Origin of the sequence: Burkholderia sp. AU45251 (assembly GCF_030482905.1) — a bacterium.
Classification (GTDB): Bacteria; Pseudomonadota; Gammaproteobacteria; order Burkholderiales; family Burkholderiaceae; genus Burkholderia; species Burkholderia aenigmatica.
Genome location: NZ_JAUJQH010000048.1, coordinates 1 through 23,875, shown reverse-complemented (window position 1 = coordinate 23,875; position 23,875 = coordinate 1). Strand labels below are relative to the sequence as shown.

The following is a 23,875-nucleotide window of genomic DNA, read 5'->3' as shown; positions in this document are numbered from 1 at the left end:
CGTTGATGCGGTTCTTCGAGAAATCGGCTGCGAGGCCGCCGCCCGCGAGCGTGAAGCGTTCGGCACGGGTCGGCGTGCGATCGTTTTCCGGTGCGAACCAGTCGCGCAGCCGGGCGTGGCGGATCTGTCCGTAATGTTCCTGAAGTTCAGACCAGGCAGATGTATCGTGTAGGTTCATGTCGCTCCGAAAGTCCTGTGATGCTCCCGCTCGGCGGGACGCACGTCATCTGTCGATTCCATGGGTTGCGTGACACAATCGATGCCGAACTTGGCAACGCCTGCGAGCGTTCGGCTTCGCTTTCCCGATGACGGGCAATCAATAGTCGTCCGGCAAAGCATGCCGGTGATAGGCAAGCAAGCGCTCCACTTCCGATTTCGATCCCAACACGACCGGGATGCGTTGGTGAATCTCGTCAGGCACGATGTCCATGATGCGCGCCTGTCCAGTCGTACTCATTCCACCAGCCTGCTCCACAATCAACGACATCGGATTGGCCTCGTACATCAGCCGGAGCCGACCGGCCAATTGGGGATTCTTGCTATCCCGCGGATACAGGAACACGCCACCGCGAATCAGGATTCGATGAACTTCGGCGACCATCGACGCGATCCAGCGCATGTTGAAATTCGACTCTCTCGGCCCGGATGCACCGGCGATGCACTCCCTGATGTAGCGCTGAACCGGCGCCTCCCAGAAGCGCTCATTCGACATGTTGATCGCAAATTCGCCGGTGTTCTCCGGAATCCGAAGCCGCTCATGGGTCAGCACGAACGTGCCGATCTCCTCGTCGAAGGTAAAGCCATGTACGCCATGTCCGGTCGTCAATACGAACATCGTCGTTGCGCCGTAGATCGCGTAGCCGGCACACACCTGGTTCGTGCCCGGCTGAAGAAAATGACGCGCTTCGATGACACATGTCGACGGCGGGGCATCGAGCACGGAGAAGATGCTGCCGACGATGCTGTTGATCTCGAGGTTGGACGAGCCGTCGAGCGGGTCGAATAGCAGGAGGTAACCCGGGGCGCTATCTGCCCGCGCGACGCGGGTTATCCGATGCGAATCCAGTTCTTCGGATACGAAACCCCGCAGACTGTCGACCGACTCGATCGCGCCGATCAGGATTTCGTTGGAAATGATATCGAGCGGCTTTTGCACTTCGCCGTGCACGTTCTCCGCGTGAACCAACCGCGATCGGGCGTCGAATGCGCCTCTGCGTACCGCCTTGGCGATGGAGCAGCAAGCGCTCGCAACCGCCTCGACGATCGCCGGAAGCGACGCGGGTATCCTGCGATCGCGCGCCTCGTTCGAAAGAAACGCACCGAGTGTCATGTTTTCGGAAATGGGGAGTGGATTCATTGCAGCCTCATCAAGCATGGACATCACGTCGGTCGACAACCGGCGGCAGGCGTCGCGGGTGTCGGTCGAGTGTCCGACCGAACCGGGCGTTCAGGCGTCGCACGAGGCGTCGCGACGCTGCCCCAGCATCGCCAGCGCCGCCTCCGGGCCCTCGCTTCCGGCGGAATAAGGCTCCGGACGGTCCTGCACCTGCCAGGCTTGGATGATCGGATCGATCCATCGCCACGCAGCATCGAGTTCGTCTCCCCGCATGAAAAGGGTCAGCCGCCCCCGGATCACGTCGAGCAAAAGCCGCTCGTAAGCATCGCGCCGCCTCGACGCAAATGCGGAGGAAAACTCGAGATTCAGGCTGACGGGCCGAATCGTCATCTCGTCTCCCGGCGACTTCGTCATCAGGTAGAGTTTCAGGCTCTCGTCCGGCTGTAAACGGATGACCAACCGGTTGCCATCTTGCGCGGAAGCCGGCGACCCGAACACGGCGTGCGGCACGTCGCGAAAATTCACGACCACTTCCGCGACGCGCGACTGCAAGCGCTTGCCGGTGCAAAGATAGAACGGCACACCGGCCCAACGCCAATTGTTCAACTCCGCCTTCAGCGCGACAAACGTCTCGGTGCGGCTGTCCTCGTCGATATTCGGCTCGTCGAGGTATCCCGCGACCGGGGTTCCGTACACCTCCCCGGCCGTATATTGCCCCCGCACCGTCTGCCGGGCGACATCATCGGGCGTCAACGGCTTGAGGGAACGGAGCACCTTGAGCTTCTCGTCACGCACCGCATCGGCCTCGAGGCTCAGTGGCGGTTCCATCGCGAGGATGCACAGAAGCTGCAGCAGATGGTTCTGGACCATGTCCCGCATCGCACCGGTGCGCTCATAGAACGCACCGCGCCCTTCCACGCCGACCTGTTCGGCGATCGTGATCTGCACGTCGCGGATTCCGTCCCGATTCCAGAGCCGCTCGAACAGCGCGTTGCCGAACCGAAGCGCGAACAGATTCTGGACCGTCTCCTTGCCGAGGTAGTGATCGATCCGATAAATCTGGCTTTCGCTGAAGATCGCGCCGACTTCGCGATTGATCTGCTGCGCGGATTGCAGATCGTGCCCCAATGGCTTCTCAAGCACCACCTTGGACGATGCCTCGACCAGCCCTGCGTTCTCCAGGCCCACGCAAACCGGCACGAACAACTCGGACGGCGTGGCGAGATAGAAGATGCGGGCCGCCCGCGCCGACTTCCTGACCTTCAGCACCAGGCGATCGTAATCCCCGGCGTGCAACGCGTTCATCTGGACGAAATCGAGTCGCGACGCGAATGCTGTCCAGTGTGCATCGTCGAGATCCACGTCAGGATCGAAGACGTGCAACGCCTCTCGCACCTTCGCCTGGTATGTGTGCCTTTCGAGCTTGTCCCGTCCTACCGCAACGATTTGCAGCTCGTCCGAGAGCGCATCGTCCAGATGATTCCGATACAGCGCGGGGAGAAGCTTGCGCATCGCAAGGTCCCCCGTCCCGCCAAAGATCACCAAAATCTGTGTTTTCATTGCAGTCTTCCCTTCCGCGCGACGTCATTGGACGACATCGCGCCGCCCCGTACCGGAGTCGTCTCCCGTTCCCGGTTATCGACCATAACCTTGAGCAATCGCTTCCAGCGCAATCGGCCGGATTCGTGCGGCCTGGCCTGCACTGCCGAACGCCTCGAAGCGCGCGCGGCAAAGATCTCGCGCCGCGACCAGCGCTTCGGCGAGGAAGTGCCGGACATCGAACTCGGCCGGCTTCAGCGCGAGTGCCCGCCGTATCGCGCCTGTCATCGCGAGGCGGATATCGGTATCGATGTTGATTTTCCGCACGCCATGTCGAATGCCTTCGCAGATTTCCTCGACCGGCACGCCGTACGTTTCGCGAATATCGCCGCCGAACGCCCGGATCGTCCGCAACCAATCCTGCGGAACCGAACTGGACCCGTGCATCACCAGATGCGTATTGGGCAAACGCCGATGGATCTCCTTGATCCGGTCGATGGCGAGGATGTCTCCCGTCGGCTGACGGGAAAATTTGTACGCACCGTGCGACGTGCCGATGGCGATCGCGAGCGCGTCGACGCCGGTCCGCGCAACGAAATCCGCCGCCTGCTCGGGGTCGGTCAGCAGGGCGTCCCGCTCCAGCACGCCTTCGGCGCCCGAGCCGTCTTCCTCGCCCGCCATTCCGGACTCGAGCGAACCCAGGCATCCGAGCTCGCCCTCGACCGAGACACCGACCGCATGCGCCATGCCGACCACGGTTCGCGTCACCTCGACGTTGTATTCATAGGTCGCGACGGTCTTCATGTCAGGCATCAACGAACCGTCCATCATCACGCTGCTGAATCCGCTGCGAATGGCGGCCTGGCAAACCGCCGGCGACGCGCCGTGGTCCTGGTGCATCACCACGGGAATCGTCGGATACGCCTCTATCGCGGCCTCGACGAGATGCCGAAGGAACGCTTCGCCGGCGTATTTGCGCGCACCTGCGGATGCCTGCATGATGACCGGGCTGTCGCAGGCCGCCGCCGCCTGCATGATGGCCTGTACCTGCTCGAGGTTGTTGACGTTGAATGCCGGCACGCCATAGCCGTATTCAGCGGCATGATCGAGCAGCTGCCGCAATGAGATCAGTGCCATCCTTGTTCCAAAAATAGGTTGCATCCAGGGGACGCCCGGAGCGTTCACTCGGGCGTCAGTCCCATATTTCGCGCCTCGTTTCGCCGTTCACCTCTGCGGGGTCATCCTTCGAATACGAGACGCTTCGATTGCTCACGCGTATCGGACGCAGCCGGCGGCATGCCGTCCGATATCCGGATCAATCCACCTGCTCCGGTTCCGCGCTCGCCACACGACGCGCCGCCTCGACGATGGCCTCGACCGTGATGCCGAATTCCTCGTACAGCACCTCGGCAGGCGCCGATTCTCCGAAGCGGGACAGTCCCACCACCTCGCCGGTCAAACCGACGTACTTTCGCCAGAAGTCGCCAGCCGCGGCCTCGATCGCGACACGGCGAACCTGCGGCGGCAGCACGAGTTGGCGATATTCACGTGGTTGGGCATCGAAGGCCGTACTCGACGGCATCGAAACGACGCGAGCATCAATACCCTGCCGTGCCAGCTCCGCCTGCGCCTTCATCGCGAGTTCGACTTCCGATCCGGTCGCGATCAACACGACATCGGGCAAACCGCCCGCCGCCTCGGACAATACGTAGCCGCCTCGTCGAATGTCCGCCTTCGCCTGCGCGGTGCGGGAGAGCGGCGGCAGGTTCTGACGGGAAAGCAGCAGTGCGGTCGGCGCACGCGTCGACTCGAGCGCCGCAGCCCAGGCGAATGCCGTCTCGGTCGCGTCCGCCGGTCGCCAGACCTGCATGCCCGGAATCAGGCGCAACATCGCAGCGTGTTCGACCGGTTGATGAGTCGGCCCATCTTCGCCCAGGCCGATCGAATCGTGCGTAAACACGTAGACGCATTGCAGATGCATCAGCGCGGCCATGCGAAGCGCATTCTTCGCGTAATCGGAAAAGACGAGGAACGTCCCGCCGTAGGGCACGAAACCGCCATGCAGGGCGACGCCGTTCATGATTGCCGTCATGCCGAATTCGCGTACGCCATAGTGGATATAGTTCGCGGCAGTGCGCGGATCGCGACGCGTCACGGCCCGCGATGCGGCCACCATCGTCAGGTTCGACGGCGCGAGATCGGCCGATCCGCCCAGAAGCCCCGGCATCCCGGCAACCAGGTGCTCGAGACATTTCTGCGACGCCTTTCGCGTCGCCATCTTCTGTTCGAGCCAATCGTTCTGCCCCACGAGCCCGGCAATCACCTCCGCCGCGCGTTCGCCGGTGTCGTCACGCATGCGCGACGCGAACGCGTCGGCCTTGTCCGGGTATTGCGTTCGATAGGCCTCGAAGAGCCTGCTCCAGCCGAGACTGTGTTCGCGGCCCGCGGGGCGGGCATCCCACGCTTGCCGAATGGCGTCAGGAACCTCGAACGGCGCATGAAACCAGCCAAGGTTTTCGCGCGTCGCCTCGATCTCGACCGCACCCAGCGGCGCTCCATGCACGTCATGCGTGCCGGCCCGGTTCGGGGAGCCTTGCCCGATCACCGTCTTGCAGCAAATGAGCGTCGGACGATTCCGTTCGGCGCGTGCATCGTCAATTGCAAGCTCGATCGCGGACGGATCGTGTCCGTTCACCTGCTCGACAACATGCCACCCGTATGCGCGAAAGCGCGCGGTAGTTTCGTCGGTGAACCAGTCATCGACGCGTCCGTCGATCGAGATACCGTTGTCGTCGTAGAAAGCGATCAGCTTTCCGAGTCCCCAGGTGCCGGCAAGCGAACATGCCTCGTGCGAGATCCCTTCCATCAGGCAACCGTCGCCGAGGAACACATACGTATAGTGGTCGACGATATCGAAACCCGGCGCGTTGAACTCTGCCGCGAGCAATTGCTCCGCCAACGCCATGCCGACGGCATTCGCGATGCCCTGCCCCAACGGGCCCGTCGTCGTTTCGACTCCTGGTGTCATGCCGCGCTCCGGATGTCCCGGCGTGATCGACTTCCACTGGCGAAACCGCTTCAATTCGTCGAGCGACAGCGGATAGCCGGTCAGGTGAAGCACCGCGTACAGCAGCATCGAGCCGTGACCGTTCGACAGGACGAAGCGGTCCCGATTCACCCAGCCCGGCGCGGCCGGATCATGCTTCAAGTACTTTCTCCACAGCACCTCGGCGATGTCGGCCATCCCCATCGGCATGCCAGGATGCCCTGAGTTGGCGGCCTGGACAGCATCGATGGCGAGAAAGCGAATCGCATTTGCAAGTTCGGCTCGAGTCGGGTGAGCATGGGACATGGTGTTCAAATAATTTGTATACCTGAATAATTTGTCCGGATCCTCAGCGATGAAATCGATGAAGATCGGGGAAACCGGCTTGTGCTGGTATGCGCCGGGTCAGACTGCGTTCAGCGGCGATTTCTCCAGCAACTTGTCGATCGAGTTGCCCATGCTGCGCAGGATCAGGAAGCACGAGCAGGCGCCGGCATCCAGCGCGCCGATCGACCGATCGCCGAGCCGGCTCGCGCGGCCGATGCGTGCCCGCAGATCCCGCGTCGAGTTCATGCCGGCCTCGGCGGCCGACGTCATCGCCGCCAGACAATCGCGAAAGCTCCTGCCTTCGTCCAGCGCTGCCCGGTACGCGCTTCGTGCAGGCACCAGCGTATCGATCAGCGTCTTGTCGCCGACTTTCGCGTCGCCGATCTCCTGCACGGCGACGATGCCGGCATCCAGCGCGCGATAGAGCGCCTCCTTGTCCAGGTCTTCACGACCCGCCAGCGCCTCGCCGATGCCGAGAAAGAACGTGCCGTACAGCGGCCCCATCGAGCCGCCGATGCCTTCCATCAGCGATTCGGACAGATCGCTCAACGCAACGGGCAGCGACGGCACCTCGCCGCGCGCTGCCATCTTCTGGCCGCACTGCGTGAAACCCTTGCTCATGTTGATGCCGTGATCGCCGTCGCCGATGGCACCGTCGACCTCGCTCAGGTATTGACGGTTCGTATTGATGGTCTCGATCAGGTCGACCACGACGCTCCCGGCGTCCGCCAACTTAACGAATTCGGTCATCATGCGTCTCCTACTTTCAATCCGATACTGTTGCAGGGGTGAGCGAGGCATGCGCTCAGCTCGTCGTCGAGCTTCGTCAGCGTCAACGTCACGCCCATCATTTCGAGCGACGTGAACAGATTGCCGACGAAGGAGAACACGATGTCGATGCCGGCTTCGCGCAGATAGTCCGCAACCTCGCCGTACAGGATGTACTGTTCCATCATCGGCGTCGCGCCCAGGCCGGATAGCAGCACCGAAACCTTGTCGCCGCGCGAGAAAGGCAGGTCGGGCAGCAGCTTGTCGAGCATCAACTTCGCCATGTCCTTGGCCGGGACCGTCTTCTGTACCAGGATTCCCGGTTCGCCGTGATGGCCGATGCCGACTTCCATCTCGCCGTCTTTGATAACGAAATTTGCCTTGCCGACGGCCGGAATCGTGCACGCCGACAAGCCGATGCCGATCGATCGCGTCGCATCGACAGCCTTGCGCGCGGCGGCAATCACGTCGTCCAGCGACGCGCCTTGTGCCGCGCGCGCGCCACCGACTTTCCACATCACAATTTCGCCGGCAACGCCGCGCCGTTTGTCGAGTTCGTCCTTCGGCGCCGACGCGGCGTCGTCGTTCGCGACCACGGTCCGCACGCGGATCCCTTCGCGCTCGGCCATCTTGATCGCCATCTTGACGTTCATGTTGTCGCCGGCGTAATTGCCGTACAGGCAGGCGACGCCCGCGCCGCTGTCCGCCGCCTTGAAGGCATCGAAGAACGATTTGGCCGTCGGCGACGAGAAGATCTCGCCGACCGCCACTGCATCCACGAGGTTGCGCCCGACATAGCCGATGAAGGCCGGTTCGTGCCCGGACCCGCCGCCCGTCACGATGCCGACGCGCCCCTCCTGACGCGCGCCGACATGAGACACCACGCGCGGATTGCCCGGCGCCGCCTGCAATTCGGGATGGGCCGCGAGAAGGCCGCGGAGCATGTCTTCGACCACGAGATCCGGGTTGTTAATGACGCGATTCATGCTGTTCCTTTAGACCTTCATGATGGTTATTGGGCGGTATATCCGCCGTCGATCACGATATTTTCGCCATTGATCATCGCAGCGGCGTCGCTGACGAGATACAGGATCAACGTGGCGATTTCGTCGGGACGCGCGAAGCGCCCCACCGGAATTCTGGCCCGCATCGCATCGCCCGCCGCGCCGGCCCACGCCTTGCGGCCGAGTTCAGTATCGACCACAGTCGGCGAAACCGCATTGACGGTGACACCCCGCCCGGCCCATTCGAGCGCGAGCACCTGCGTCATGCCGACGATCGCCGCCTTGCTCGCGCAGTACGCGACGTGCCGATCGAGCGCGACGACACTCGCCTGGGACGCCAGATTCACAATCCGCCCGCGCCCCCGGCCCAGCATCTGCCGGCCGAACGCCTGCGCCAGCATGAAAGGCGCTTTGAGGTTGATCGCCATCGTCCGATCCCACGCGTCCTCCGACAGATCTTCCGCGCGATCAAGCAGCGCGACACCGGCATTGTTGACCAAAATGTCGACGGGCCCCAGCGCGTCGGTCACGCGCCGCACCAGATCCTGCACGTTGCCCGCGGCCGTGACGTCGGCGGCGATGCCAACGTGCCGGCCCGGCGCGCCGGGTAGCGATTGGGCGACGGACGCCACGTCCGGGTTGATATCAAGCAACGCGACGCGCGCGCCGGCAGTCGCCAGACACTCCGCGACAGCCAGCCCGATCCCGCTCGCGCCGCCGGTCACGACCGCCACACGGTCCGCGATATCGAAAAAGGCCGTTGAATTAGCCGACATCGTTCCGCTCTCCATTTCATTGATTGTCTACGCTTGACCACACTTGCCGCCGCCTCGCCCATCGTGCCGGCAGCGCTGTGCACGAGGCCGGGCGGCTTGCTGCGCCGACTCAGGGCGTCAGCAGTACCTTGATGGAATCGAGGGAATTGGCGAGCTTCAGCGCTTCATCCCATTGCGACAGCTTAAACGTATGGGTCACGATGCCCTTCGACGTAATCAGCCCTCGCGCGAGCAGATCAATCGCGACCGGATAGCAGTCGCCGCTCAGGTGCGCACCTCGCAGGTCGAGTTCCTTTTCCTCGCCGATGATCGACCAGTCGACTGTCGTGTCGCGACCGAAGACGCTGAACTCGACGAAGCGCCCCATTTTCCGGATGATCTGCAACCCTTGCGTGACGCCGGCCGGCACGCCGGTCGTCTCGATGTAGACGTCGCAGCCATAGCCTTCCGTATGCTGACGGACGATCTTGTCGACGTCGTCGGTCTTCGGATTGAGGACGATATCCGCGCCATACTGCTTCGCCAGACTCAGGCGCTCGTCGACCATGTCGACGACGATGAGCCGCTTCGGCGTCTTCAGATGCGCCGCCTGAACCATCAGCAGGCCCAGCGTGCCGGCGCCCGCGATCACGACCACGTCCTCGAAGCCGATATCCGCGCGATTGACCGCATGAATCGAGCACGACAGCGGTTCGATGACGGCGGCATCCTCCATCGACACGCGGCCGTCGATCTTGTGAATCACCGCGCGGGCCGACAGGCGCATGTATTCGGCCATGCCGCCGTCCGCGACTTCGCGCTGGAACCCGTACACGTCGTGCACCTCGCACATCCAGCGGTGCCCGCCCTTGCAGTAGCGGCATCGCCCGCACGGGACGATCTGCTCGGCGATCACCCGGTCGCCGATCGCGACGTTGTGATACTCGGCCGCGCCTTCGCCGAGCTCGACAACGTGGCCCCAGAATTCGTGCCCCGCGATGACCGGCGCCTTGATATACGGCTGCCGATTGGCGCTCGCGTCCCCCCAAAAGCGCGACGCGCCGTCCCATCCCTTGCAGTCGCCCGCGCAGATGCCGCACGACGCGATCTTGATGATCACTTCGTTCGGCCCCGGCGCCGGCTTCTTCACCTGCTCGAGACGATAGTCTTGCGGCGCATGGCAGACGACCGCGAGCATGGACTCATCAGAATAGTGCATGACCTCTCCAGAAAATAATCACTCGATCCGTTCGATCCGGCCCGGACAGCGACGTTTCGCTCGACGGAAACCCGTCGGCCTGCCGGGCCCGCATCGCTCGATACGTCAATTGCGTTTCGGAATCTTCTTCAGGTATTCGTCCGCATTGCCCGGCGTGACCTGCGTCCAAGGCACCGTATAGGATTTCGCCGTGCCGTCGCCCCACGGCATCTTCGCCCCGTAGTCGGCCCAGATCTCCGAGCGCGGCTTGTACGATGCGCCCTGCACCGCACGCAGCGCCACGTCGAGCGCGCCTTGCGCCTGCGCGCGGGAGTCCTGGAAGAACGTCGTCATTTCCCCGCGCTTGACCGCCGCCACGCCGTCCGTGATGCCGTCGATGCCGGCCACCGGCAGCTTCTTCGGATCGATCCCCTTCGACTTCAACGCCTGAATCGCGCCGAGCGCCTCGTCGTCGTTCTCGGCGATGATGCCGTTGATCTGGCCCGGATGGGCCGTCAGCCAGTTCTCGACGAGGCCGAGCGATTCCGCCCGCGACCAGTTCGCGGTCTTGTGCTCCAGCACCTTGACGCCGGGATGCTTGGCCAGCACTTCCTGAATGCCCTGCGATCGATCGATCTGCGCCGATTGGCCGATCGGCCCCTCGATGATCACCACGTTGCCCTTGCCACCGATCGCCGTCACGATCGCCTCGGCCTCCATTCGGCCCGCCACCACGTCGTCGTTGCCGACATACGAGGTGAGCTTGTCGCCCGACACGCGCGTATTCGAGCCGACGACGGGAATATGCGCGGCCGCTGCCTTCGCCACCGCCGCCGCGCCGGCCGCCTTGTCGATCGGCACGAAAATGATCGCATCGTATTTCTGCGTGATCATCGTGTCGAACTGGTTGCTCTGCGTCAGCGCGTCGTAATTGCCGTCGAACACGGTGATCTGCACGCTGCCGTCCTTGACCGCCGGATGCGCTTTGAGCGCATTCGTCCACATCTGCATGAATTCGCCCTTCAGGCCGTAAACCGCGGCCCCGATGCGCAGCGGCTTCGCATTTGCCGTCGCACATGCCAACCCCATCACCACACACGCCAATGCCGTCTTCTTCCACGCACTCATCAAAGTCTCCTGTGTTTTTCGGATTGCTGCTTCTGGAACCGTGTTACTGCTTCTTGCGCGAAGCATCGAGGAGAACGGCGCCCACGATGATGACGCCCTTCACGACCTGCTGGTAATAGGAAGACACCCCCAGCAAATTCAGTCCGTTGTTGATCACGCCGATCAGCAGCGCGCCGACGACGGTACCGCCGAGCGAACCGGTGCCGCCCGACAGGCTCGTCCCGCCGATCACCACCGCCGCGATCGCGTCGAGCTCATAGGACACGCCGGCCTGCGGCAGCGCCGACGTCGTGCGCGCCGCGAGGATGATGCCCGCGAGCCCCGCCAGCAGCCCGCCGATCACGTAGACGGAGAAGATGATCTTGCCGGTCGAGATCCCGCTGGTCTTCGCGCTTTTCGCGTTGCCACCGACTGCGTAGACATAGCGGCCGTAGGTCGTATAGCGCAGCACGAACCAGAACAGCACAACCACGATCGCGAACACGATGATCGGCACCGGTACGCCCGCGATCGCGCCCGTGCCGATGCTCAGGTAGCCGTCGGGCAGATCGGTCACCGGCATCCCGTCGTTGTAAATGTAGGTGAGCCCGCGCGCTGCGCTGAGCATGCCGAGCGTCGCGACGAACGGCGGAATCGACAGCCGCGCGACGAGCAGGCCGTTGACTGCGCCGGCCACCATGCCCACCAGCAGGCCCGCACCCAGGCCCAGCGCCGGACTGACCGCATGCGGGCCGGTCACCAGGCTGGCGCTCACGATGCCGGCGAGCGCAAGCGTCGACCCGACCGACAGATCGATGCCCGCGGTCAACACCACGTAGGTCATGCCGACAGCCAGGATCCCGTTGATCGCGGTCTGCCGCAGGATGTCCGCAATGTTGCCGACGGTCAGGAAATATTGGTTGGCGAAGGACAGCGCGATGCACAGGAGCACGAGCACCGTGACGATGCCGTAGCGCCGGTAGAGATCGTGCATGTGCGCGGAGCGGCTCCGGCCCGCCGGGACATTCAGGGAGGTGGTCTGAGTATTCATGATGCGAGATGCAGGAGATCTTCCTGGGTGGTGGTATGGCCGTCGATCACTTTGACCAACTGCCCCGACTTGAAAATGGCGATCCGGTCGCTGACGTCCAGAATTTCCTGTGCCTCGGAAGACACCACGATCGCGGCGCCCCCGTTGGTCACGAACTCGTCGAGCAGCCGGTACACCTCGCGCTTCGCGCCCTCGTCAATGCCGCGCGTGGGCTCGTCGCACAACAGGCACGACGGCCCCGTCGACAGGCAGCGCGCGAGCACAACCTTCTGCTGATTGCCGCCGCTCATCGACGACACCGGCAGCGACACCGAACTGGTCTTGATCTTCATTCGCTCGACCATCGATTCAACCAGCGCCGTCACCCGCCGCCGGCTGATCACGGACAGCGTCGACAGCCGCTTGTATGCCGAGAACGCGATGTTGTCTCGGACCGACGCCGACAGCACGAGCCCCGTCTCCTTGCGGTCCTCGGTCACCAGTGCGAGGCCCGCCTGAATTGCCTTGCGAGGCTGGCCAATCGGCAGCTTGCGGCCATTGAGCCTGACTTCGCCGCTATCGGGCCGGGTCAATCCGTACACGCAGTTGAGATACTCGCTTCGGCCCGCGCCCATGAGTCCGTAGATGCCGAGCACTTCCCCTTGGTGAACCGTCAACGATATGTCCGCAAACTCCGGGCCGCGGGTGAGCCCCGAGGATTCGAGTACTGGCTGGCCGACCGGCCTGCGCACCTTCTCTGTCGTACTAAGCTTTCGTCCCACGATCGCGCTGACAAGATGGGCCCGATCGATATCTGCAATGCGCCCGCTTTCGACATATTTCCCGTCGCGGAACACCGTGTAGTCGTCGGCAATCTGGAAAATCTCGGAAAGCCGGTGACTCACGTAGATGATTCCGGCCCCTTGGGCCGTCAGATTGCGAATTGCGCTGAAGAGGACCTCCGTCTCGCGCTCGCCGATCGCGGACGTGGGTTCGTCCATGATCATCACGTCGCAGTCGTGACTGAATGCCTTCGCGATCTCCACCAATTGAATCTGCGCGAGGCTGAGCGAGGACATGGTTGCCCGGGCGTCAACCGGAAAACCCAACCGGTCGAGTAATGCCTGCGCACGGCGCGCCAATTCCGCAAACCGCACGAAGACACCGGCACGGCTCGGTTCTCGCCCGAGGTACAGGTTCTCGGCAACCGTCATGCCCGGAATCGGCGACAGCTCCTGAGTGATGATCGCGATGCGATTGGCGAGTGCATCAGCCGGCGACTGGAATGCGACGCTCCGCCCTTTCAACAGGATGTCGCCCGCATCACGCTGGGTGATGCCCATCACGACGCCAAGGAACGTCGACTTGCCTGCACCGTTTCCGCCGCACAACGCATGAACGCTTCCGCGACGCAGTTGCAACCGTCCATCCTCGAGCGCCTTGACGCCACCGAATGCCTTCTGCACTCCACGGGCTTCCAAAAGAAGGTCGTCCACTTTGTCTCCTGACATTTGCTCGTTAATGAACAATTGAGCATGTGGAACAAATGGTAGGTAGCTGCAGCTTCGGTGTCAATCAACGCTGTTCTATGGTTTACCCGAGCCAGCGTCGGCGCCCAAATCTCTCAACCTATGCCTGCATTTACGACTTCGGCTGGATTGGACGCCGCCAACTCGGCAACCGAACCCGACTTGACACCTCGCATCATCCGATAGAGAATTTGATCACATCTGCGCATTTGCGCACTCGCGCAGTCACCTTGTGAGACGATTCAATGGAGCGAACCATGAAACTGGCGATCGGCTGCGATGAAGCCGCATTCGACTTGAAGGAAGTCATCAAGAAACATCTCCTCGCCGCAGGACTGGACGTGACGGATTTCGGCACGTACGAAGCCGAACCGGTGCATTACCCGAACATCGCTTTCGCGGTTGCGGAGAAGGTCGCGGCAGGCGAATATGAGCGGGCGGTCCTGTTGTGCGGGACGGGGATCGGCATGGCGATCGCAGCCAACAAGGTGCACGGCATTCGCGCGGCGCAGTGCCATGACACTTATTCGGCGGAGCGCGCAAGCAAGAGCAACGACGCGCAAATCATTACAATTGGCGCTCGCGTCGTTGGCCCCGAACTCGCCAAGGCAATCGTCGATACGTGGCTTGGTGCCCATTTCGACGGTGGCCGCTCGATTCCGAAGGTGAATCTCATCCGGGAATACGAAGACGACCACCACGCAAACCGCAGCAATCCGAGCGCTTGACCGGCCACGTATCTCGTCGGCAACCGCGCGCCCGGCTTGTCCGAGCGCTCGCATTCGAGCGCCTAGTCGATTGAGAGTGAACACCGTATGACTACCGATGAACTGACCCGTCTCGCGACGCTGTATTACGTAGACGGACTGACTCAGGAAGATCTGTCGAAGCAGTTCTCGCTGTCCCGCGCGAAGATCGGGCGCCTCTTGAAACGCGCTCAGGAAGAGGGCATCGTTGAAATCCGCGTACGTCACCATCCTCGCGACACGCGCGACCTGGAACGCGAGCTGATCCAGCGCTTCGACATCGAAAAGGCCATCATCTCGATCAACCACAAGGATCAGGACAAGCAGCGCGAGCTGCTCGCCGGCCTCGTCGCAAGCCATCTGGACCGGATCCTGACCAACGACACGATCGTCGCCGTCGGGATGGGGCGCAACATCAACGCCATTTCGGAACATGCGATCTCGTCGACACAGCGCTCATCCACTTTCGTCTGCGCGATCGGCGGGTTCTACCGTGGCGGCGAGATGATGAACGCCGACCACATCAGCCGGCGCCTTGCCACTCGGCTCGGCGGCGCCAGCGAGACGCTCTACGCGCCTGCGCTGGTGAGTGACATGCAAGTCAGGGAAGGATTACTTAACAACGATGCCGTCAAGTCGACCCTCGACAAAGCTCGCCGCGCGCATGTCGCACTGGTCGGAATCGGCGACATCAACGAAGACAGCAACATGGTCCGCACCGGCTGGTTTTCACCGGATGAAATCGCAGAACTCCGACAGTGCGGAGCAATCGGCGACCTGATGGGCTATCACTTCATCGACATCGCCGGCCGTCCGGTGCTCACACCGGTCCGGGATCGCGTCATCGGCCTCAGCCTCGATGAACTGAAGCAGATTCCGAATGTGATCGCGGTGGCCAGCGAGAACACCAAGACGACGGCGGTCCTCGGCGCATTGCGCACCGGCGCGATTACCACACTCGCCACAACGGAGGCGATCGCTCAATCCATCGTCAGCCTCGAGGACGCCACGCGCGGCCGCGCCGGCACGACGTTGGCGGACGAAGTGATCACGCGATAGCCGACGGACGGGCGGTGGCCACGTCTGCCCGGGCGTACGTTGCCGCCAGCCCTGCCCATGCAGCGCTTCGTCGACCGTTCTGCGTCCGATAGCCCTCGCTGGGAGAAAAGCAGTGCCGATATCTCCGGCGGCGTTCCGGGGACGCGCTTCTGGTATCCCCGGGATCTCCGAGGCCGCTCACCCGCAATGGGCCGTTGGGGCCTTGCGATGTGAGGCCGTCGCCTCTACACATTTCCAGCCAGATGAAACCGTGACGCCGGATGCCACAGCCTGACCGACGTTGCGACGTGCTCGCCGACCCATGTGCGACGCTTAAGCAGCAGGCATGGCTCGCCGATTTCCATGAGGAGATGCCGACGCACCTGTGCATCGGGCTTCTGGGCATAGATCTGGAACGCCGCTCGCTGGATGGGTGCGAGCCGTACCATGTAATGGTTCGGTGTCTCGATCGTGAAGTCCTGCTCCAGGTATGCGGGAAACAATGCCGGGTTGACGTAGCGATCCTCAAACTGGATCGGCTCATCATTCTCGTAATGCACGATGCGCGAATGAAATACCGGCCCTGAACGGAGCCCGAGTACTTCGATCGCTTCCGATTCGTCACTGCGTTCGATGAGCAGGACCCGCGCACTGTGCCGATGCCCGCGCTCGGAGATTTCATCCGCGATGTTGCGGATCTCTAGCACGGTCGATTCGTAACGTCGCCGTTCGACATATGTACCGGCGCCCTGAACGCGGTTCAGTACGCGCTCGGCAGTCAGCTCGCGTAGCGCGCGGGACACTGTCATTCGGGCCACACCGAACTCCTTGCCGAGCTCGGCCTCAGTCGGAATGACACCACCAGGCTTCCAGTCGCCGTTCGCGATCCGCTCAACAACATATCGCTTGATTTGCTGGTACGCCGGCAACGTTCTGGCCGGCACGTCGTCGCCCGGTGTAACCAGCAGTCGGGTTTGTGCGCACTGTTCCGGTTCGCTCATACGCCCTCAGCCGAATGAATGATGGATGATCCGCTTGCCGGCGTACCGCTCTTCGGCACGCAGTCCGTTCTCAACGCATGGATGGCGGCACACCAGCGACGATACCTACCGCAATCGCGATATCGTCCGCGAGGGGCCGGTCATCCTGATACGCTCGCACACGCTCTCGCACACACCGCCACAGTGCATCGGTCGACGCTGCTGGCCGCCCCGCCGTGTCAACCTGCAAGTCATACGCCTGCGCGGCGGCCAGCAGTTCAATCGCGAGCACGCGCGTCGTATTCTCGATGATGTCGAGCGCCTTCAGGGCGGCCGGCGTCGCATGACACAGGTGATCTTCCTGCAGCCCTGACGTGATGCCGCCGTCGAGGCTCGCCGGTGCCGCGAGTCGCTGGTTCTGCGCGACCAGCGCGACCGCCGTGTACTGCGCGATCATGAAGCCCGAACAACTGCCGCCCGGTGTCGCGAGAAACGCCGGCAGCCCGCTGACGAGCGGATTCACGAGCCGATCGAGGCGCCGCTCGGCGATCGCCGCGACCTGGGCCATCGCCGCCGCGAGGCTGTCCATCGCGAGCGCGATGCCCGCGCCGACCGCATGTGCCTGCGATTGTGCGACCGGCGCATCCCGCGTGCCGGCAACGATCGGATTGTCGGTAACAGACGCGAGTTCGCGATTGACCACCTCAGTCGTGACGTCGAACACATCACGCGCCGCACCATGCACGTGCGGAATAGTGCGCAAGCTGAGCGGATCCTGCGTATGCCGGCCACTCGCCGCTGCAAGCATCCCGCTGTCCGCCAGCAGCGCACGCAAACGGGCACCGACCTTTTCGATACCGGGCGAAATCCGCAGCGCGAGCGAAGTCGGATCAAATGCGGCAAGTTGCCCGCCAAGGTTCTCGAAGCTCATCGCCGCAATCCAGTCGGCCCAGTCGAGCAACCATTCCGCGCGAGCAAGCGCGAGCGCGGCCAGGCCCGTGACGCACGGCGTCCCGTTGACGAGGCTCAACCCCTCCTTCGCGCCAAGTACGAGCGGGTCGCGGCCGATACGGCGCAGCGCCTCGTCGCCACGAATCCGCTCACCGCGATATCGCGCATGACCGTGGCCGATGCAGACGAGCGCGACGTGAGCCATGTGGGTCAGGTAGCCGACCGAACCGTGCGCCGGCACTTCGGGCAGGCAATCGTGCTCGAGCAGCGCGACGAGCTGCTCGACGACGTCGACACGCACGCCCGAATACCCGTGCGCGTAATTGTTGATCGCCGCTGCCATGATCGCGCGCGTTTCCGCCGCGCCGAGCGGCACACCGACGCCCACTGCATGGCTCATCAGGATATTGCGCGACAGCTCGCTCTGTTGAGCGGGCGATACGATCACATTGCACAGCGCACCGACACCCGTGTTAACGCCGTACGCGCGAATACCGCGTGCGACGATTTCGTCGACAAGTTCACGAGCGACAACGACACGCGTGCGGGCGTCGTCGGCCAATGCAAGTGGTGCGCCTGCTGCCACCGTCGCAACCTGTCGCCAGTCAAGCGGCCGTGCCGCACGAAATACGGTCATGGCGGCCTCAGTTCGTGGTGCGATCGTGGTGGCTCGACACGAATTGCCGGAAGCGCTCGGAGGTCTGGCCGCCGAAGACTTCGTCGGGTGCCCCGTCCGTATCGACTTCGCCTTGATGCAAGAACATCACACGATTCGATACGTGTCGCGCAAAGCCCATTTCATGCGTGACGACCAGCATCGTGCGCCCCTCCTCCGCGAGCGAGCGCATCACGCGCAAAACCTCACCGACCAGCTCGGGGTCGAGTGCCGAAGTCGGTTCGTCGAACAGCATCACTTTCGGATGCATCGCGAGCGCGCGGGCGATCGCGACACGCTGTTGCTGACCGCCCGACAGGTGGGCGGGATAGTAGCCGCGCTTGTCCGCGAGACCGACGCGAGCCAACAGCGCCTCGGCCTCTTCGACCGCTTCGGCGCGGCTGCGCTTCTGCACACGCAGCGGCCCTTCGACGAGGTTGTCGAGCACCGTCATGTGGGACCACAAGTTGAAGTTCTGGAACACCATCCCGAGCTGGGAGCGGATCCGGTCGACCTGGCGCCGGTCGCTCGGGTGCAGTTTGCCGTCGCGTGCGCGCTTCATCGCCAGTTCTTCGCCCGCGAGTGCAACGGAACCGTCGTCGGGTGTCTCGAGCAGATTCAGGCAACGCAGGAACGTGCTCTTACCCGATCCGCTCGCACCGAGGATCGAGATGACGTCGCCCTCATGCGCGTCGAGCGAAATGCCCTTCAGCACATGATGATCGCCGAACGACTTGTGGATGTTTCTGACCGACAGCGCAACGGGAGCAGCGGTATTCATCGAATTCTCCAGGAAGGAATGGCGCGCTCAGGATGCGACGCGCGGGGCATTGCGGTTCGCTGCGGCCGGCGCACCGGAAGACTTCGGCGCACGCAGGTGCCCCGAGAGCCGCCATTCGAGCGCACCGAGCACGCGCACGACGATGAAGTTCAGGCCCAGATAGATGACGGCGGCGCAGACGAACACTTCGGTCGTCCGGTAGGTTTGCTGAATGATTTGCTGCGCGACGCCCGTCACTTCCCACACGGTGACGAGGCTGGCCAGCGCGGTCGACTTGACGAGCAGCACGGCTTCGGTCGAATACGCGGGCAGACACTGGCGCAGCGCGATCGGGCCGATCACGCGCCGCAGCAGCGCGAAGCCCGACAGACCGATCGAATAGCCGGCCTCGATCTGCCCGATCGGCACGGCCATCAGCCCGCCGCGCAGGATCTCGGCCGTGTAGCCTGCCGTGCACAGCGCGAGCGACAGTACCGCACAGGCGTACGGCTCGCGCAGCAGCGGCCACATGAAGCTCTCGCGGATCACGCCGAACTGGCCGAGCCCGTAATACACGAGGAACATCTGGATCAGCAGAGGCGAGCCGCGAAACACGAGGATGTAAGCCCGTGCGAAGCGGTTCGGCAGCCAGCGCGGCGACACGCGCATCGTAACGATCACGAGCGACAGCAGGCCGCCGAGCACGAGCGATGCGAAGAACAGGCCGAGCGTGGTCGGCACGGCCGCGAGCAACTGGCGCAGCGTATCGAAGAGAAAGTCGAAATCGATGGACATGCACGTTCTCCGTCAGTTGCGCGCGAAATTGCGGCGGAACGACCGGCCGACGATGGCTTCCGCCCGGTTGAACACGCGGTTCGACAAGCCCGTCATCAGCAGGTACAACGCACCGCCCGCGACGAAGAACACGAAGTACTGATGGGTAGAATTGGCGGCGATCTGGCTCGTGCGCAGCAGCTCGGCGAGGCCGGTGACCGAGATCAGTGCCGAGTCCTTCAGGCTCAGTTGCCACACGTTGCCGATACCGGGCAGCGCGAAGCGCAGCACCTGCGGAACCAGGATGCGGCGCAGCACCATGCTGCTCGGCATGCCGATCGAGCGCGCTGCTTCAAGCTCGCCCTTCGACACCGCGAGCACCGCCGCGCGATACACCTCCGCCTGGTAAGCGCCCGAGATCATCCCGACCGCGAGCGCGCCGATCACGAACGGCGGCACGCCGATGAAACCTTCCGCGCCGAACCACTGGCCGACGGCCGTGACGAGCGTCGAGCCGCCGAAGTAGAACAAATAGATGACGAGCAGTTCGGGCACGCCGCGAAATACCGTCGTGTACAGGTCACCGAGCAGGCGGGCGCTGCGGTAGCGTGACAGCTTTGCCGCCGCGATCGCCGCGCCGATCGCGGCGCCGACCGCGAGTGCGGCGAGCGTCAGTGCCACCGTCATCAGCGCCGCGAGCAGCAGCACACCGCCCCAGCCTTCGGTTCCGAAGCCGAGCATTTCTAGAATCGCCATGCGTGCCTCCCGGCAAGCGTTGAGTGAATCCGCAGGATGCCTGCCGCCGCGCGTCGCGCGAGGCGCTTACGCGGCGGCGGTCGAATGCGCGCTTACGGCGTGACGTCGGTCTTGAACCACTTGTCGGCAAGCTTCTTCACCGTGCCATCTGCGAGCGCCGCGCCGATCGCCGTATCGAACTTCGTCTTCAGATCGGCGTCCTGCTTGCGGAACGCGAGCCCTTCGCCCGGCCCCCAGATCGGCCCGCCAAGCTTCGGCCCCGCGAGCACGATCGACGCGTTGTCCTTCTTCGCGTTGTTCGCCGCGTAGTACGTGACGTCGTCGAACGATGCATCGATGCGCCCGGCGACGAGGTCGAGATCGCGCTCGGGCGAGGTCTTGTACACGCGAATCGACGCGATGTCCTTGAAGCTGTCGTTGATGAATTTCGTATAGACAGTGCCCGACTGGATACCGATCGTCTTGCCCTTCAACTGTTTGCGCAGTGCGTCGACGGCGGACTTGTCCGCATTCGCGTCACCCGACAGCTTGACGATCGGCGCGCCGGGCGCGGCTTTCGGCAGGATCTTGGTATCGGTGACGGCGAACGTCGCAGGCGTCGCCGCATACGGGCGCGAGAACAGCAGGACCTTTTCGCGCTCCGGCGTGATGGAAATCGCATCCATCAGGATGTCGAACTTCCCCGCCTGCAGGCCGGGGATCATCCCGTCCCAGTCCTGCGCGACCAAGTTGCACTGCACCTTGATCCGCTCGCACACGTTGGCGAGCAACTCCGGTTCGAAACCGCCCAGCTTGCCGCCGGGCAGCGTGAGGTTCCACGGTGCATAGCCGCCTTCGAGCGCCACCGTCACCGTCTTCCACTCCTTTGCCTGTACGGGAGCCGCGAGCGTTGCCACTGCAGCCGTGATGACGCCGATCGTCCTGAGTGCCCACTTGATGCGCTTGCCGTTCACGAGTTTCTCCTTGCGTTGAAGTTCACCATCCCTTCGGAGCAGCAAGCCGCCTCAGGAATTTGTATATACAAGCATGCAAGAAGAAAAATGGACGAGCAAGAAGCGAGTACGGAAAATCGAAAAAACGCGGGAAATCCCCTAAAAAGCGATATCAGGCACGCATCAATATAGGGAAAGCAAGCACGGAAATGGTGCGAACACAGCATGCATTTCTCAAGGATGACTAGACAAATTCGGAATTCGATTGGTTTTACCGTCAGGCTGTCGATAGCCGACCCAAACCGACCCGTTTGCGGCAAGTTTTTTCATCGAAAACAGCAACGCAGATGTACGAGGCGTTGCGCGCCGCTGGCTATGACGGGAGCTATCGACGCGCTCGATGGGGTGCCGCGTCGCGGCATTTACGACAACATGAAAACTGCAGTCGCCAAAATTGGTCCCGGCAAGGAACGGACTGTCAACGCCCGCTTCCATGCGATATGCAATCACGACTTGTTCGAGCCGGAATGCTGCAACCGGGCCGCTGGCTGGGAGAAAGGAGTCGTCGAAAAATGACGTTCAGGATCGGCGTCGCCAGATCTGGCATGACGCGACCCGGAAGCGTTGGGAGTCACTCGACGTTCTCGATAGATGACTACCGTAAAGCCGCAAATGATAATTGCCGGAAGGCGCCTAGATCGCGATAGCTTGAGCCGGCACATCGGCTCTGCAATTCGCCGCAATCTCGTTCGGTGTCACGAGGCCAGCCGCCAATATCTCACCTTTTATTCAAAGACAACTTATTGAGACTGCGGACATCTTTTTTGAGGCAACCCGACGCAGCCCATCTCAGAAAAGGTGTCCTTGGGCACGGGAATTCTCAGAAAAGTCGTCTTTGGAAGGTTGCCCGCCTATCGAGAAGCACGTCCGCAATCCGATGCAGAGTGAGCGTCCTGTTCGCCATGCTGCGCGACGGCGCCATTTACAGCCCAAGTCAGCCCCTAACGCTTGACGGAGGGCATAGGGCCGTCCTCCAATTTTCGGTTCCTCGCGGATTTCCGGGAAGCGGATACCTTAACGCAGCCGAGGTTGGACGAAGTCCTTTGAAAACGCGCGCCATACGCGCCAGTTGCGAAGGGACTCAACGGCCAGGGGATGGCGGATGCTTTGATGCGTAGCCGTCATTGAGCGTCGAAAGGAAGGCCTCGACGTCGGCGATGTCCGCCTCGCTCCAGACCGGCGGCTCGCCGCGCTTGCGTGTCAGCGGCTCGTCCGTCGTATCGACGTTGCTTCGCAGGTTCGCGGGCAAATCGTCGAATTTGACGACATGCCGATGCATATCGGATACGTACAATTTCTCCGGGCTCGTGTCGCGCTGCACGTAAAATCGCAGCGCGTCCTTCAACGTGTGGAAACGGCCGTTGTGGAAGAACACACGGCGCGTGGCCGTATTGCGCAACGTCGGCGTCTTGAACAGCCCGCAATTCGACTGGTCGGCGGACTGGTCGGCGCGCACCGGGCCGCACAACCCGAGGTCGTAGTAATCGGGATTCGCGTTCGCGCGCAACTCTCGGTTGCGCGGCACGCCAAGCGCCTCGAATGTGAAGTCGGTCAGCAGCGGATGCGCGCCGTTCACGCCCGGCTGGTCGATATGGCACGACGCGCAGTTGCCGCGCGCGGGATCGTCGAACAGCCGTTTGCCGCGCATCTCCTGCGCGCTCAGTTCGACCTTGCCGTCCAGGTAGTAGTCGAACTTGCTCGTGTACGGGCGAAAACTCGGATCCTCGAGTTCGAAACGCTCGATCGCGAGCGCCGCATTCGCAAACGCCTGCTTCGAGTCGTCGAACGCATGCTCGCCGAATACCTTGCGGAAGCGATTCGCATACGGCGCGCGCCGCAGCTTCGCGACGACAGCCTCCGCGCTCGGGTTCGCCATCTCATCCGGATTCAGCAGCGGAAAGCTCGCCTGATCGCGCAACCGGTCGAAGCGCCCGTCCCATCCGAAGCCGCCGATCGGCGCGTTATCGGTTTCGGTCAGCCGCTCGGCCACGCTGGCGGCCTGCGGATGCGACCAGATCGGCGTACGGTTCAGCACGTAGCGCAGGCTCGGCACCGCGCGCGTGCCCTGCCGCTTCAGATCGGCACCGCCGAACTGCGCGGCCAGGCCGTTCGGCGGCCCGTACGCGTGCTCGGGACTGTGGCACGTCGCGCACGACATCCTGCCCGACGCCGATAACGACGGATCGAAGAACATCAGCTTGCCGAGGGCCGCCGCGTCGCTCGGCCCGGTCGCGCCGGCCGGCGCGGCGCAGGCCCAGATCGCCAGCGCCGCGCCCAGCGCGCGCCAGCCCCCGCTTCGACACACATCGCCTAGCATCCGCCGCATCTCACAGGTTCGTGAAGATGTCATTGCCGAAGCCTTGCAGGCCAGCCTGCCCTGCATAGCCGAGATGGTCGAGCCCGAAGATGTCCTCGACGCTCTTCAGCATCGAATAGTGGTTGTACGCGACCGTCGACACCGTACCCGGCTTGATGAACTTCGAGATCATCACCGCGCCCGTCTGGTCGCCGCCGAAGCTCTGCTTCGTGAGGTTGATCGTCGCGCCGTGGTAGGCGAGCGACGACGTCTGCGGGAAGACCGGCA

The 23,875-nt window shown here is 63.1% G+C and carries 21 protein-coding genes and 2 pseudogenes; 3 read left to right on the top strand and 20 right to left on the bottom strand.

All coding sequences use genetic code 11. The features are described from left to right. The 12 genes and pseudogenes from QZM67_RS38970 to QZM67_RS38915 form a co-directional block, all read right to left on the bottom strand. A pseudogene (locus QZM67_RS38970) lies at positions 1–178 on the bottom strand (glucose-6-phosphate isomerase); the annotation flags it as partial. A gap of 138 nt (positions 179–316) precedes the next feature. Then, positions 317–1,342 (bottom strand): class 1 fructose-bisphosphatase, encoded by a 1,026-nt coding sequence (locus QZM67_RS38965; protein WP_301811639.1) that lies wholly within the window; start codon positions 1,340–1,342, stop codon positions 317–319. 105 nt (positions 1,343–1,447) lie between these two features. Then, positions 1,448–2,896: a glucose-6-phosphate dehydrogenase gene (zwf, locus tag QZM67_RS38960; protein WP_301811621.1), complete on the bottom strand. Its 1,449-nt coding sequence runs from the start codon at positions 2,894–2,896 to the stop codon at positions 1,448–1,450. 75 nt (positions 2,897–2,971) lie between these two features. Further along, the gene (gene fba, locus QZM67_RS38955; protein ID WP_301811618.1) at positions 2,972–4,012 is read right to left on the bottom strand and encodes a class II fructose-bisphosphate aldolase; all 1,041 of its coding nucleotides are present in this window, start codon (positions 4,010–4,012) and stop codon (positions 2,972–2,974) included. A 178-nt stretch (positions 4,013–4,190) separates the two neighbouring features. Then, complete coding sequence (gene tkt / locus QZM67_RS38950; protein ID WP_301811636.1) at positions 4,191–6,227, bottom strand: transketolase; 2,037 nt, start codon at positions 6,225–6,227, stop codon at positions 4,191–4,193. A 99-nt stretch (positions 6,228–6,326) separates the two neighbouring features. Continuing rightward, entirely contained in the window at positions 6,327–7,001 is a 675-nt protein-coding gene (dhaL, locus tag QZM67_RS38945; protein ID WP_301811631.1) for a dihydroxyacetone kinase subunit DhaL, read from the bottom strand. After that, the gene (locus QZM67_RS38940) at positions 6,998–8,002 is read right to left on the bottom strand and encodes a dihydroxyacetone kinase subunit DhaK (protein WP_301811617.1); all 1,005 of its coding nucleotides are present in this window, start codon (positions 8,000–8,002) and stop codon (positions 6,998–7,000) included. The genes dhaL and QZM67_RS38940 overlap by 4 nt, the downstream gene beginning before the upstream one ends. Positions 8,003–8,028: 26 nt before the next feature. After that, positions 8,029–8,796: a GolD/DthD family dehydrogenase gene (locus tag QZM67_RS38935; RefSeq protein WP_301811629.1), complete on the bottom strand. Its 768-nt coding sequence runs from the start codon at positions 8,794–8,796 to the stop codon at positions 8,029–8,031. Positions 8,797–8,905: 109 nt separating this feature from the next. Then, the gene (locus tag QZM67_RS38930) at positions 8,906–9,994 is read right to left on the bottom strand and encodes an alcohol dehydrogenase catalytic domain-containing protein (RefSeq protein ID WP_301811615.1); all 1,089 of its coding nucleotides are present in this window, start codon (positions 9,992–9,994) and stop codon (positions 8,906–8,908) included. 105 nt (positions 9,995–10,099) lie between these two features. After that, positions 10,100–11,062: a substrate-binding domain-containing protein gene (locus QZM67_RS38925; protein WP_301811627.1), complete on the bottom strand. Its 963-nt coding sequence runs from the start codon at positions 11,060–11,062 to the stop codon at positions 10,100–10,102. Positions 11,063–11,144: 82 nt separating this feature from the next. After that, positions 11,145–12,131, bottom strand: a complete 987-nt coding sequence (locus QZM67_RS38920; protein WP_301811611.1) for an ABC transporter permease — start codon at positions 12,129–12,131, stop codon at positions 11,145–11,147. After that, positions 12,128–13,606 carry a sugar ABC transporter ATP-binding protein gene (locus QZM67_RS38915; protein ID WP_301811608.1) on the bottom strand — a complete coding sequence of 493 codons (1,479 nt, stop codon included), beginning with the start codon at positions 13,604–13,606 and terminating at the stop codon, positions 12,128–12,130. Before QZM67_RS38915 ends, QZM67_RS38920 begins: the two co-directional genes overlap by 4 nt. Before the next feature lie 290 nt (positions 13,607–13,896). Here QZM67_RS38915 and rpiB point away from each other — a divergent pair, with 290 nt between their 5' ends. Together rpiB and QZM67_RS38905 are read left to right on the top strand one after the other, a co-directional pair. Further along, positions 13,897–14,367 carry a ribose 5-phosphate isomerase B gene (gene rpiB / locus QZM67_RS38910; protein ID WP_301811606.1) on the top strand — a complete coding sequence of 157 codons (471 nt, stop codon included), beginning with the start codon at positions 13,897–13,899 and terminating at the stop codon, positions 14,365–14,367. 87 nt (positions 14,368–14,454) lie between these two features. Beyond that, positions 14,455–15,444 carry a sugar-binding transcriptional regulator gene (locus QZM67_RS38905; protein ID WP_301811603.1) on the top strand — a complete coding sequence of 330 codons (990 nt, stop codon included), beginning with the start codon at positions 14,455–14,457 and terminating at the stop codon, positions 15,442–15,444. Positions 15,445–15,668: 224 nt separating this feature from the next. Here the strand turns inward: QZM67_RS38905 and hutC are convergent, their stop codons facing one another. The 6 genes from hutC to QZM67_RS38875 form a co-directional block, all read right to left on the bottom strand. Beyond that, positions 15,669–16,424 (bottom strand): histidine utilization repressor, encoded by a 756-nt coding sequence (hutC, locus tag QZM67_RS38900; protein ID WP_301811601.1) that lies wholly within the window; start codon positions 16,422–16,424, stop codon positions 15,669–15,671. A 70-nt stretch (positions 16,425–16,494) separates the two neighbouring features. Beyond that, positions 16,495–17,991, bottom strand: coding sequence for a histidine ammonia-lyase (gene hutH / locus QZM67_RS38895; RefSeq protein ID WP_301811598.1), 1,497 nt, complete (start codon positions 17,989–17,991; stop codon positions 16,495–16,497). A gap of 7 nt (positions 17,992–17,998) precedes the next feature. Beyond that, positions 17,999–18,790, bottom strand: coding sequence for an ABC transporter ATP-binding protein (locus tag QZM67_RS38890; RefSeq protein WP_301811594.1), 792 nt, complete (start codon positions 18,788–18,790; stop codon positions 17,999–18,001). A 27-nt stretch (positions 18,791–18,817) separates the two neighbouring features. Then, positions 18,818–19,564, bottom strand: coding sequence for an ABC transporter permease (locus QZM67_RS38885; protein ID WP_301811592.1), 747 nt, complete (start codon positions 19,562–19,564; stop codon positions 18,818–18,820). Positions 19,565–19,576: 12 nt separating this feature from the next. Next, entirely contained in the window at positions 19,577–20,299 is a 723-nt protein-coding gene (locus tag QZM67_RS38880; protein WP_301811591.1) for an ABC transporter permease, read from the bottom strand. Between the two features lie 92 nt (positions 20,300–20,391). Beyond that, on the bottom strand, positions 20,392–21,252 hold the full coding sequence (locus tag QZM67_RS38875) for a transporter substrate-binding domain-containing protein (protein WP_301811588.1): 861 nt from the start codon (positions 21,250–21,252) through the stop codon (positions 20,392–20,394). Between the two features lie 381 nt (positions 21,253–21,633). Between QZM67_RS38875 and QZM67_RS38870 the strand changes: the two are divergent. After that, positions 21,634–21,880 (top strand): annotated as a pseudogene (locus QZM67_RS38870) (IS21 family transposase); the annotation flags it as partial. Positions 21,881–22,372: 492 nt separating this feature from the next. Here the strand turns inward: QZM67_RS38870 and QZM67_RS38865 are convergent. After that, positions 22,373–23,557, bottom strand: a complete 1,185-nt coding sequence (locus tag QZM67_RS38865) for a cytochrome-c peroxidase (protein ID WP_301811625.1) — start codon at positions 23,555–23,557, stop codon at positions 22,373–22,375. A gap of 61 nt (positions 23,558–23,618) precedes the next feature. Next, positions 23,619–23,875, bottom strand: a 257-nt coding sequence (locus tag QZM67_RS38860; RefSeq protein ID WP_301811584.1) for an alkaline phosphatase family protein, incomplete at its 5' end; no start/stop codon positions are given.